This window comes from Flavobacterium sp. NKUCC04_CG (genome assembly GCF_019345525.1).
Lineage (GTDB): Bacteria > Bacteroidota > Bacteroidia > Flavobacteriales > Flavobacteriaceae > Flavobacterium.
The window spans coordinates 177,316-191,690 of sequence record NZ_JAHKRA010000001.1 but is presented as its reverse complement, the minus strand read 5'-3'; the positions used below and the strand labels follow the sequence as shown (position 1 = coordinate 191,690).

2 protein-coding genes are annotated in these 14,375 nt (G+C 39.6%); both read left to right on the top strand.

The genetic code is table 11. The features are described from left to right. Window positions 1–435 precede the first annotated feature (435 nt). On the top strand, window positions 436–7,734 hold the full coding sequence (locus tag KO524_RS00745) for a T9SS type A sorting domain-containing protein (protein WP_219288209.1): 7,299 nt from the start codon (window positions 436–438) through the stop codon (window positions 7,732–7,734). 143 nt (window positions 7,735–7,877) lie between these two features. Then, window positions 7,878–14,267, top strand: coding sequence for a fibronectin type III domain-containing protein (locus KO524_RS00740; protein WP_219288207.1), 6,390 nt, complete (start codon window positions 7,878–7,880; stop codon window positions 14,265–14,267). Window positions 14,268–14,375: the final 108 nt, after the last annotated feature.

Genomic DNA, 14,375 nt, shown 5'->3' with positions numbered 1-14,375 from the left:
TAGTGAAAATCCTGAAAATCGATGTGATATAAAAGCATCTCTGACTTGTGGAAACAAGTTTAGAGGTGCTTTTTTTTGTTTTTCGCGAATCTGCCTAGCTACCAGCTTACGCTTTTCGACCGCTAAAATGCGTATATCAGCGACCTAAGTTATTCAAGAAAAACAACGATATTTTTGTACACAGCAGCCTATATATAGAGACTGAAATACGGCGTTTTATTTTTTTAGCAGTTAATTAGTATTAAAAATACATTTTATTATTTGGTATTTTACTAAAATGATTTTTTATAGTTATTTTTTTAGATAATATATTTACTTATTAAATATCTATTATTAAAAAAGTATATAAATTCATTATTTTAGTTAAATTATTGACAATAATTTGCTTTTATGATTTTTTTATTATTTTTAATGATACAATTAAAACTAAAAATTATGAAAAAAATTATACTATGTTTGTTTTTCGTGCTTTTTAATATTTTGTCCAGTTGGGGACAAGTGGACATTGGCTCAGGAACATTAACGCAACGTTTTCCTTTGGGAAATTTTTATGGTTTTGAACGATCGGCCTCTTTATACACGGCAGAGGAAGTGATGGGAACAGGAGATATCACTGCCCTAAGCTGGTATGCAATTACACCTAATTCACTTCCTAGACCTATAGTCATTTATCTAAAAGAAGTAGATGATGATGTCTTGTCAGGGGTTGCTTGGGATGTGATAACAGCAGGAGCTGTCAAAGTTTATGACGCTATGTTTTCAGCTACTAGTGGATGGAATCATTTTACACTGAGTACGCCTTTTAATTTTACTGGAACTAAAAATTTATTAGTGCTGGTTGAAGCGAATTTTGGTGGTAGTGGTGACAGCAATGGTAGCGCAGGCAATGGTGTGAGATATACGACAGCGGCGGGCAAGCATATGTCAATTGTTCGAGATTATGAAGCTCCAGATCAAGACGGGACCGTTGGGAGTAATCGGCCCAATATAAGGATTGCAATTCCCTTACAGGGGTGTGTTTCGCCATTGATGCCTGATCCTATTCATGTGGGGGGTACATCCGTTCGATTTTCAATTTCTTTGCGAGCATCATACCCAAGTTATGAGTATGAATTGCGAAGTTCGGGTGAACCGGAATCTGGCGTGATAGGTTTGGAGCAAAGTGGAATTAGTAGTTTAGAAATATTACAGCTGTCAGGATTGGCAGAAGACACAAACTACGTGCTTTACATTCGTACGCTATGTGATGCTGGTGAAACCAGTGGCTGGGTCTCGCAAGGATTTACCACCGTGTTTGAAGGTCAAATCGGTAGGGGTACACAGACGGAATCGAGTTTGCCTATTCAATCGCACTACGGCTATAATTATTCACAGCAAATTTATCTCGCAGATGAGGTATTGAATGCTGTAGGAGAAAATAGGTATATCACCAAAATAAAATTTCATTTCACCTCTATTGAAGGAACGAATAATTATAAGGATTGGAAGATTTTTATGGGTAATACTACTATAAGTAATTTTGAATCTACAGACTCTACGGAATGGGTTAAAGCCGCTAATATGATTACTGTATTTAATGGGGAGGTCACTTTTCCAAATCCAACGGGAAATTGGATGGAAATAAATTTGATGGAACCGTTTTTATGGGATGGTACGAGTAATTTGGTTGTAGCAGTTCACGAATACACTCCCAACTTTACCAGTGGTGCGCGATTTAGAGCATTTCAAACGAGACCTGTCAATAGGGGTATGTTGTATAGAACCGATAATGAATATAATAATCCAAATCCCCATTTTCCGCCAGAGGCTTCTTTCCTTTATCAATACGTTCCACAAATAATCTTAGTTGGTGAACAAGTTTCAGAATGTATGGGTATTCAATCTCATAGTTACGAGAATCTAACAGACACAAGTGTTAAGATTAAATGGGTAAACTCTTGGGCTTCAGCTCAACAAATTGAATATTATTTGGGAAATACACCTCAGCCTCCAACAGCTGATGCCTTGCCTACAGCCGTGGTGAGCGCCGAAATTACGGAGGTTATTTTAAATGATTTGACTTCAGATACTCCGTATTATGTGTGGTTTAGAAATGCATGTCAGCAAAATCAAAAAAGCAATTGGAGCGGTATTCCTTTAGAATTTAGAACCTTACTTCCAGGGCAGTTAGGCCACGGTGATCGATTGTTAAGTGCTTTGCCAATTGCTAGTAATTATAGCTATAATTATTCGCAGCAAATCTATTTGGCAAATGAAGTTCGAACGGCTTTACAATCCAATAATTATATTACGGGTATAAAATTTCATGTCAATCTAAGGGATACAGAGTTAAATCAGGAGAAGTATAAAGACTGGACGATTTATATGGGTAATACGTCAAAGGTACAATTTGATGATTTGTCAAATACAGAGTGGATTCCTACTTCTGAATTGGAAAGAGTATATAGAGGCACTGTTACATTTCCAAGTTCGGCAGATGGATGGATGGAGATTAATTTTTCGAATCCGTTTCTTTGGGATAGAACCTCTAATATCGTTGTGGCAGTTCATGAAAATACACCAGGATCAGGAACCTCAAGTAATGTTGCGCGATTTAGAATACAACATACAGTAAACAACAGGGGGATGCTCCGCAGGTCGAGTGGTGATGTGAATGTTAATCAATTACCTCGTGCTTCTGTGTTATACAAAGCAGTTCCTCAAATTATATTAAATGCGGAACTTCCGCCACCCTGTAGTTCTTTATCTGGTGGCTATGAATATACAGCCTTAACATCCAGTTCCGTGAATTTTGAATGGGCGGGTCGAGAAGGTATAAGAGGCGTCGAGTATTTTATGTCAACTTCCAACTTTCCTCCAGACAACGATACAGAAATCACGGGACAAGTATTAAGCCCAAATAATCAGTTGGCTTTGGAAGGTCTAAATGAAGCGACTACCTATTATATCTGGTTTAGAGTGTGGTGTGATGGAGATTCTCGAAGTGACTGGTCAATCAGTCCCACTAGTTTTACAACATTATACCCCGGGCAGATTGGTGGTGGAGGACTGACAACAGCTTCTTTACCTCTTGATTCAAATCAGAACTTTAATTATTCGCAACAAATTTATTTAGCGAGTGAAGTTTTACAGGCAATAGGTGAAAATAGGTATATCGATAAGATTAAATTTCACTTCAATTCCAATAATGCCACAGATAGTTATAAAGATTGGAGAATTTTTATGGGCAACACGACCAAGACTAGCTTTGAAAGTACAACGCAGACGGAATGGATAGGGGTAGCTGATATGAAGGTTGTTTTTAACGGAACAGTTAGTTTTCCAGAGCCTACAGGAGATTGGATGGAGATTAGCCTAGAAGAGCCGTTCTTATGGGATGGCACAAGCAATATAGTAATAGGTGTACACGAATTTACTCCGGGAAATAATGCAGGTGCTGTTTTTCGGAAAACGGATACGGGAGATGTATATAGAGGGTTGCTCGCTAAAACACAAGACGATATTCGTGAGGTTGATCCTTATAATATACCTATTGCGACTAATCGCTTTACTTATGTACCTCAAATCATATTGAGTGCCCAACCAACACCTGCTTGTATAGGTGTTAGTACGTTTGGTTACTCCTATGTCGGATTTAATTCTGCGGTTCTGTTGTGGTCCAATCTGATCAGCGGTTATGTGGGTACGGAGTACTTCCTTACTACCGACATCACACAAGCCCCTTCCCCAAATTCGATGCCAACCGGAATAACGCTGCCAGGGGTGACCAGTATTACTTTAAATAATTTAATGTCTGATACCGAATACTACGTGTGGTTTAGAAACCGTTGTACAGCGGACGAATCCAGTGCCTGGAGTGTGGTTCCTCTTGTGTTTAGGACCCATATTGAAGGACTTATAAGTGATGGTAGTACAGAAATAAGTACTTTTTTACCTCTATATTCCCTATATGCTTATAATTATTCGCAACAACTCTATATGGGTAGTGAACTTAAATCTGTACTAGGGGCTGATGGAAGGAAGTATATCACAAAATTAAGACTACATGTTAATATACCCCAAACTAGTATCTGGACGAGGTATGAAGATTGGAATATATTTATGGGTAATACAACTAAGCATAGTTTCGAAGGAAGAAGTGCAACTGAATGGGTACCAACAACAGCGATGCGGCAAGTGTTTGATGGTGTGGTTAGCTTCCCAAATCCTACTGATGCATGGATGGAGATTACCTTACAGGATCCCTTTGTTTGGGATGGGGAGAGTAATCTGGTAATTGCAGTGAATGAATATTCGCCAGGTTGGAGTTCGGGGGCTGCGTTTCGTGTAATGAACACGGCTGAAAAAAGGGGAATGATTCACTATACCGATATTGCGCGTCAAAATCTTCATGATTTATCAGATGCTAATTATGATTTTAATCATGTTCCTCAGATCTTCATCGTAAGCGAAGCTGTTCCAAACTGTTTTCCCCCTACTGCTGTCCGGGTTTTGGATGTGGATAGGTATAGTGCTACGGTAAGATGGGAGGTGCCTTTCGAAGGAGTTCCAGAAAACGGTTATAAATATGAAATTAGAACAGAAGGAGTGCCCGGTAGTGGTGATGAAGGACTTGCGTTGACGGGTACGGTCCAGAATACCATTTTGTTACAAAACTTGATTGGTTTGATGCCTGCTACAACCTATACGATTTATTTTCAGGCGCTATGTGGTGTGATTGATGAGTCGCCTTGGACGCCAGGGGTGTCTTTTACTACTATTTGCGAGTATCCGGATTTTGAAGTTGTAGAAGTAGCTCCGTTTTGCGGTCAGGGGATAGCTGATTTGTCGGTAATCATAACTGGAGTGAGTGGGAATTTTAAATGGTTCGATGTGCCTGAAGGAGGTGTGGAGATTGCTGAGGGTCAGGTGTTTACTACGCCTTTACTAACGGAGACTACATCGTATTGGGTAGAAGGATTGGTTGGGTCAGATGACGAGGTATGCCTGAATCCAGCCGGAAGAAAGATGGTAACCGTAGTGGTGACTGACGGTCTACCTTTTGAATTGAGTGAAAGTACTTTTGATATTTGTGAGGGAGACTATACGACAAGGGTTTTCTATTTAGGTGATTTAAGCACGTATGATACCTATACTTGGTCTCCATCTATAGGTGTAAGCGGGGATGTTCAAAGAGGATGGGTCTTTAATCCAGCGATTACTACAGAATATATACTTACGGCTAAGCAGAATCGAGGAGACTTCTGTGAATTCGCTAGAAAAGTTAGGGTTCGAGTACAACCTTTGCCGGTAGTAAAAATTACTCCACGCGAGGAGATTATTGTGGTTTGCAAAGATGAGGTGCAAACTCTTGAAATAGAGCTCAACGAAATAAATTACTCGGGGGTAGTAGGTCAAGCTGAAAACTTGACTACAAGAACGGAAGAAATTACAGCATTTAGCAATAGAAGAAGAAGTGTAAAGGCACAACTGTTGTTTAAAGCGAGTGAATTACGGGAAAACGGTGTTTCTTCAGGTTCTTTAAATTCGATTGCATTTAATATTGCTACTGCAGGACATGCTTTGATAAATGAAAACTATACCCTAAGAGTTGGGACAACTACTTTGGATAAATTCGCAACTGCGAGCTTTGAAACCACAGGCTTTACGACTGTTTATGGTCCGATTACCTATACTCATACAGCAACGGGTTGGCAAGAGATTGTTTTTGATACGCCGTTCGAATGGGATGGTGTGTCGAACTTAATCCTAGAGTTTTCGCATTCGGGTGCTGATCGTCTTGATAATGCGGAAACGTATTATACAACTACTGTAGATAATATGTTGTTATTTAGTTATAATGATTTCTTACCGATGTTAAGTACGAGGCGTTTAAACGTAAAGTTTACCGGTGGACAAAAATATAATATCAAATGGTCTCCGACTGAAAATGTTTATTTAGATCCTGCCGCAACGATACCTTATTCTTATGATCCGGAGGTACTTGTTAAAAAAGTGTACTACAAGGGCGCTATCGAAGGTTATGAAAACTTAGCAGCGACGATTGATTCGAACAACGGTTGTTTCTTGGTGAAAAACTTTAACCTTAGAACCGTGCTAATTACCAATGCACAAGCGACAAATCAAGATTTTTGCGGCGTGGTAAGAATCGCGGATTTAGTTGCAACTGGGCAAGAGGGGGCTAGCTTCTATTGGTATAGTTACGCAGAAGGAGGTCGGGCTTTGGACGCTACAACCCCATTAAGTACGCAAACTTATTTTGTTACTCAAGTTATTGGTCTATGCGAATCGGAGACAAGAGTTCCGGTACGCGTCACCATCAGGCCGAAACCAGTAAATCCGATTGTGGTGAATAATGCGGTTTGTTACACAGGTACTTTAGCGGACTTAATTGTAAGTTATGATGTGTCAAATACGTTAAACTGGTATGATGCAGACCATAATTTGATAACTGGAAACATAATGTTAGATGAGAGAACGCTTTATGTTTCGCAGAGTTCGGTAAATTGTGAATCGGAACGTGTACGTGTTGATGTAGTTGTAGGGACCGCACCTACTGTTCCATTTGCCGATGCAAATCAATACTTTTGCAATGCAGCACGAGTTGCTGACTTATCCTTGGATTTGGAGCCCACAGCTGTAGCACGCTGGTATAGTGATATGGAATCAATTGTTGCGCTTTCTCCGAATGATTTTCTTGAAACGGGGACCTACTACGGAGCGCAACTAGTCGGTGGATGTGAATCTACAAGAGTTAGAATAACTGTTATAGTGGCCGATTTTATAGCTGAACCTATAGTGTCTAATCAGAATTTATGCAATACTAGTACAACAGTGGCTCAATTGCAAGTGACGGGATTGCCAGGAGCAGAAATACATTGGTACGGCACTGAAACTGGTGGAATACCTTTAGGTCCAAATCAAGCGGTCTATTCCGGTCTGTATTATGTGTCTCAGCAAATAGGAAATTGTGAATCTACGCGTGTTCGCGTAGGTATTCATGTTGCTGATAATAACAGGGCGCCAGATGCTCAGGCACAATCATTCTGCGGAGATGCAAAAGTACAAGATCTTCATGTAGTTGTTGGTACTGGGTTTATTGTAAAATGGTATGCTCAACAAGAAGGTGGAACTGTTTTAAGTGAAGAAGAAGTCCTGCAAACTGGAACTTACTATGTAAGCCAATCCATCTATCATTGCGAATCTCCTAGAAAGAGCGTAGAGGTTAATGTTAACCCACGCCCAATGACGCCTACGGGAAATGAGGTTCAAGAGTTTGAACCGGACTTTACTGCTGTTGTGGGAGACTTGGAATTGAACGAACCTGCTATCATTTGGTTTAGCTCAGAAGAAGAGGCTCTAAACGATATCAATAGGTTAGATGGTAACATGCCTTTAATTGATGGAGATTTTTATTTTGGTGTTGTGCAGTCTGAAGACGGATGTTTAAGCCTACCATTTAAAGTACAAGTATCGATAAAATTAGGAGTACATAATTTTGATCTAACCAAATTGAATTATTATCCAAATCCGGTCCATGATGTTTTGACTATATCGTATCATGAAAAAATCAGCCGAGTAGAAGTGTATGCCTTGACGGGGCATCGTGTCTTGACGTTGAATACCTCTGATAACGTTGTTTTTGTTGACATGGGCAGATTGGCTGCAGCTACTTATATAGTTAAAATTTATTCAGATAAACAGCAACAATTCTTGAAGGTTCTTAAATATTAACAATTTTTTAGTGAGTAAAATAAAACCCAAATGAGAAATTATTTGGGTTTTTTTGGTTTTTTTTTGTTAAAAGTCATTTATTAGGATTTATTATTAAAATAAAAAACTAATTTAGTAAGCACTAACCAATAATTATTTTTAACATGAAAAAACTAATACTCTTGTTGTTTTTTGTGCTTTTTCATACATGGACCTCATGGTCTCAGATTGAAATAGGTACGGGAACAGAGGGAAAGCGGTATCCATTTGGTAATTACTATGGATTTGAGCGATCCGCATCCATTTATATGGCCAGTGAAGTGCAGGGTGTTGGAGCAATTACCGCTTTAGCATGGAATGCAAATGTTGGTGGAGGGCCAGCAAGGCCTATTAAGATTTATTTAAAAGAAGTAAACGAAAGTGTATTAACCGCTGTTCCTTGGAGCACATTAACTACTGGTGCTACTTTGGTTTATGACGGTACTTTGACGCCTGTTCAAGGCTGGAATAGTTTTGCGCTAACTGCGGCATTTAATTTTACAGGGGGAGCTAAAAATCTTATGGTTCTAGTCGAAGCCAATTTTGGAGGCGGAGGTGGTACTGGCAGTGATGGAAGTATGGTAAGATTCAGTGAGGCTCCAAATAAGCATATGCAATTGGAGAGTGATACTACAGCTCCAACAACTAGTGGAACAGTAAATGCTAATCGACCGAATATAAGAATTACTTTGCCACCACCGGCTTGTCTTAATCCAGTTGCAAATGGAGGTATAATCCCTTCTCCAACGGGTGTTGCTATTACATTAGCTTTGCCGATTCCGGCATTGGGTAATGAATATGAGCTGCGGACTACTGGTGTAGCAGGTTCAGGTGCTACAGGCTTGGTTCAAACTGCGACAGTCGCTTCAAATGTGATTACGTTGTCAGGACTGATAGAAAACACTGCATATAAAGTTTATGTAAGAGCCAAGTGTACGGCTACAGCTCTAAGTAGTTGGGTTGAAATTCCATTTAGAACGACGATTACAGGTCAAATTGGGCAAGGAACTACTACTACTATGCAGTTGCCATTATATAGTGGTAATAATAATAATTATTCGCAACAGATTTATTTGAAATCTGAAATTACTGCTGCTTTAGGGGTTAATAATCTAATTACGAAAATTAGATTTCATGTTAATTCATCAGGAGCATCGGAGACAAGTTTTAAAGATTGGAAAATATTTATGGGCAATACAACCCTGAATGCTTTTGCAAGTTCTTCCTCATGGATACCAAATGCTCAGTTGACAGAAGTGTTTGATGGACAGATAACCTTCCCGAGCCCAACCGATGGTTGGATGGAAATTACATTAGCTACCCCTTTTATATGGGATGGCGTAGGCAATTTGGTTATTGCGGTTAACGAATATGCTCCGGGTTATTCCTATGGAGCCGTTTTTAGAAAAACAGATACGACGGACAACAGAGGGATTCTGTATACAACAGATTCACCAATTCCAAATTTGAACAGCCTTCCAAGCGGCTCCTTGTATAAATATGTACCTCAAATAGGCTTGGTCGGGAATCCATTACCTGCCTGTATGTATCCTTTAAATATACAGTATACCGATGTAACGAGTAGTTCTGTTAAGTTTACCTGGAGCATTCACGGTACAAATCCAATTCTAGGAACGGACTACTACTTAAGTACATCACCAGAAGGACCAGATGAAAGTACGGCTCCTTCGGACAATATAGCGCAGCCTGGTAGATTATTACAACTAAGTGATTTAACGGAAAATACCCGTTATTACATCTGGTTTAGAACAAAATGTAGTGCCACTGTAAACAGCGAGTGGGCTAATACTGTTACTTTTAAGACAAACAGCTTAGGGCAGATTGGTACCGGAAATGAATTGACGGCTTCCTTGCCTCTAGCCTCTAATTATAATTACAATTTTTCACAGCAAATTTATTTGGCCAGTGAGGTTTTGGAATCAGTTGGAACAAATAGATATATCAAGAAAATAAAATTCCATTTTACCAGCTCCGCAGCGACTGCGAATTATAAAGATTGGAAAGTGTTTATGGGTAATACAACCAAGGGAAGTTTTGCCGGAACAACTGCCGCAGAATGGGTGCCTGTAGCGAGTATGACTACGGTATTTGATGGTGTAGTTACTTTTCCAAATCCTACCGGAGATTGGATAGAGATTACTTTGGCCGAACCGTTTTTATGGGATGGAACCAGCAATATAGTTGTTGGAGTTCATGAATATACAAATGATAAAATGGCAGGTGCGAATTTTAGAAAGATGAATACTGGAACAGCGAATAGAGGGCTACTTTACCGTGTAGATGGTGATACTTCAGCTCTGAATTTGTATGCATTACCTGCAGCTAGTGAGCGTTTTACCTATGTTCCACAAATCGTATTGTTAGCAGATCCAGCACCAACTTGTATTGGCGTGAGTTCGTATAGCTACGCTGATTTGGGTATTAATTCGGTAAAAGTGAATTGGACGAATACAACTACAGTTTTGGGGACAGAATATTATTATTCGACAGCCTTAACGCCAGCTCCGACAGTAACTACGACGCCTTCGGGAACAGTGAATATGCCGACATTGTTTGCTAATATAACTGGATTGACTCCGGATACCCAATATTATGTGTGGTTTAGAAACAAGTGTAATGCTACAGATAAAAGTGCTTGGAGTGCCATTCCTCTTGGTTTTAAAACGGGTATTAGAGGGCAGGTTGGTAATGGGAACGCAACTACAGATCGTTTGCCAATTTATAGCTATAATAGTTTTAATTACTCGCAGCAGATTTATTTGGCTAGTGAGATTGTCGCATCCTTGGGGGTTAATGGACAACAGTATGTGACTAAATTAAAATTCCATTTTAAGACTACTGGAGGTACGGCTAATTATAAAGATTGGAAAATATTTTTAGGTAATACTGCTAAAACGGAGTTTGCTACAACGGCGGCAGACCAATGGGTGCCAATTTCGGCTATGCAAGAAGTATTTAGTGGAGTGATTGCGTTTCCTGATCCCTCAGATACTTGGATGGAAATCATATTGGATGAGTCTTTCGTGTGGGATGGAACAAGTAATATTGTTGTAGCTGTAAATGAAACTACCCCAGGTTATACATCAGGGGCTACTTTTAGAAAACAAGATACTCCTACTTTTAGGGGGTTTCTCCATACTACGGATAGTGGAGCACAAGATTTATCAAATCCTCCTATAGCATCGTATAGGTATGATTTTGTTCCTCAGATTGTTTTTGAGACCACTGTAGTGCCGTCGTGCTTAAAACCACTTGGTGTTCAAAGTACAGATGTTACTAAAAATACAGCGACAATCAGTTGGAGAGCGCCTGTCAATGTTCCGGCTTTAGGTTATGAATATGAAATTAGAACTTCAGGTCTAGCTGGTTCTGGTGCTATTGGTCGCGTTGCAACCGAATTGGTTGCCAATACAATCTTAACCAAAGCACTTACGGGATTAACTCCGTCAACAGAGTACTTTGTGTATGTACGTTCGAAATGTACAGCTACGTCTTTTTCAGAGTGGACTACAGTAAGGACTTTTACTACGAAATGTAATTACACTGATTTTACGGTTCAGGATGCTGCTATTTGTGGACAAGGAATTGTAAACTTAGCCGTCACCGTAACAGGAACTACCGGTGTCTTTAAATGGTATGATGTAGCGACAGGAGGTGTTGTTCTTTCTGAAGGATTAACCTTTACAACGCCACTACTAACAGCTAACAAATCGTACTGGGTAGAAGGAGTTATTGGGACGGGAAACACGGCTTGTTTGTCGGGTAGAAAGAAAATTGATGTAGTGGTAACTGCAGCGCCAACTTTCACTTTAAGTACTGCTACTCTAACCATCTGTGAAGGAGAAACTAGTGCTGTGGTTACTGTAACCAGCGACTTAAGTCTCTACAATACTTATACTTGGTCACCAGCTACAGGAGTTAGTGGAAATGCTCAAACGGGTTGGGTGTTTAATCCAACGACGACTACCGAATATGTATTAACGGCTAAACAAGCTACTGGCAGTATGTGCGAGAGCGCTAAGAAAGTTAGGGTCGTAGTTAAACCTTTACCGGTAATTACATTAACTCCAGAGCCAGGTAATTTGATTATTTGTGAAGGAGAAACTCAGGTTTTAGAAGCTAGTTTTATTTCACATTTCCAAGGAACTATCGGAACAGCTACTACCGTTTCTGCAGATTATGACAACAATACTGCTTTTAATAACAGGTGGACTTCTGGAAAATCGCAATTGTTATTTACTGCAGCGGAATTAACGGCAAGTGGCCTTTTGGGGGGGGATATTTCAAGTATGTCATTTAATATCGCTACGGCGGGATCAGCTTTGACTAATGCGGGATATACTGTGAAAATTGCCAATACGAGTTTAAATGTGTTTCCATCAGCAACCTATGTTACTGCTGGATTTACTACCGTGTATGGACCGAGTACTTATACACATACAGCAACGGGATGGCAAGAGATTGTTTTTGCAACACCTTATGCTTGGGATGGCGTTTCCAATATAATTGTTGAAATTTCATCATCAGGTGCAAATTCTTCTTATAATGCCAATACATATTTTACAGAGACCGCGGGAAATACTTTGTTGTCAAGTTACAATACCAATTCTCCTGAGGTTAGTAAAAAACGTTATAACGTTATATTTAAAGGAGGTAACAATTATCAAGTTACTTGGGCTCCGGCGACGAATGTCTTTACGGATGAAGCTGCGACGGTTCCTTATGTAGCAGGTACCTCTGCGAAGAAAGTGTATTATAAAGGACAAACAGAAGGATATGAAAACTTAGTCATGAACGTTGCTTCAGGTAACGGTTGTCCATTGGTGAAAACCTTTAATATTAGAACGGTGTTTATCACAAATGCTGCCGCAGAGAATCAAGATTTTTGTGGAACTGTTCCGGTTTCGGACTTAGTGGCTACAGGGCAAGAAGGTGCTGCTTTTAAATGGTACCGACAAGCAACTGGCGGTGTGGTTTTAGCTCCAACTGCTATGGTTACTACAGGTACTTATTTTGTTACACAGATTATAGGAACTTGCGAGTCTACAACTAGAGTTCCGGTTCAGGTTGCCATTAAAACAAAACCGACTGCACCGATTTCACCAAGTAGAAATATTTGTGGAACGGCTGTATTATCTGATTTGGAAGTAACTTACGATACGGATAATACTTTAAATTGGTATGATGCCAATCAAAATCCAATTGTTGGTGATATTGCTTTGCAAACAGGGGTTTATTATGTATCTCAAAGCAATACGGTTTGTGAATCCGATCGTACACGAGTTAATATCAGTGTGAATCCAGTTCCTGGAATTCCAACTGTGACCGCTACTCAAATGTATTGTGGTGTATCGAGAGTTTCTAATTTAGCGATGCAATTGGCTCCAGGGGCTGTTGCGAACTGGTATGTGAGTTTAGAGTCCACTACGGTATTGTCGCCAAATGAACTTCTTAGAACGGGAGTTTATTACGGTGCGCAAATGCTTAATGGTTGTGTGTCTGCTAGAGTTGCGGTTAACGTTGCGGTTTATGAAACGGTAGCCCTGCCATTAGCTCAAAATCAGAATTTCTGTACGACCAATGCAACTGTTGCAGATTTGCAAGCTACGGCATTGCCGGGAGCTCAGTTGAATTGGTATAATGTAGCTACAGGTGGAACGGCTTTAGGTACGAATCAGGTTTTGAATTCGGGGCTTTATTATGTATCTCAAAAAATTGGAGATTGTGAGTCTGCGCGTACTCGAATTGGTGTTAATATTGTAACCAATACTACAGCACCTAATGTGCAAGCACAGTCTTTTTGTGGAGAAACAAAAGTAAGTGCTCTTCAAGTTACTGTAGGTACAGGTTATATTGTGAAATGGTATACCCAAGAACAAGCCGGTACGGCCTTGTCTATGGATGCTCCTCTTCAAACAGGCATTTACTATGTGAGTCAGTCGATTTATTTCTGTGAATCTCCAAGAAAACGTGTGGAAATTACAGTTAATCCATTGCCTGCCGCTCCTACTGGAAGTGATTTGCAAGTGTTTGAACAAGCACAAAATAGCGTAATAGGCAATTTAGTCCTAGATCAGACGAATATTGTTTGGTTTAGTTCTGAAGAAGATGCAATTGCAAACATCAATAGCTTGGCTGCAAATATGCCATTAATTGATGGGAATGTTTATTATGGTGTAATACGTTCATCTGCCGGCTGTACGAGTTTGCCTTTTGCAGTTACCGTGAAAATTAATGTTCCATTGGGGATTAACGATTTTGATTTGACCAAGTTGAATTATTATCCAAACCCGGTGAAAGATATTTTAACGATTACCTATAAAGAAACCATTACTAGAGTAGAGGTTTATTCCTTAACGGGGCAACGCGTATTGACCATGAATGCTTTAGATAACATCGTTTTAGTGGATATGAGTCGTTTGGCGACTGCTACATATGTGGTGAAAATCTATTCAAACAATCAAACGCAGTTTATAAAAATTGTCAAAAATTAATAAGGTTTTTTTTATGAAATTAAGGAGTGGTCTAAAAAGGCCACTCCTTTTTTTTGTTTTATAATTAAATAAGCAAATGGTTATAAAGTTGTTTTTAGGTGAAAATTA

Excerpts from the sequence above, each read along its gene's own strand:
- KO524_RS00745 (WP_219288209.1), top strand. The coding sequence starts at position 436 with ATGAAAAAAATTATACTATGTTTGTTTTTCGTGCTTTTTAATATTTTG.
- KO524_RS00740 (WP_219288207.1), top strand. The coding sequence starts at position 7,878 with ATGAAAAAACTAATACTCTTGTTGTTTTTTGTGCTTTTTCATACATGG.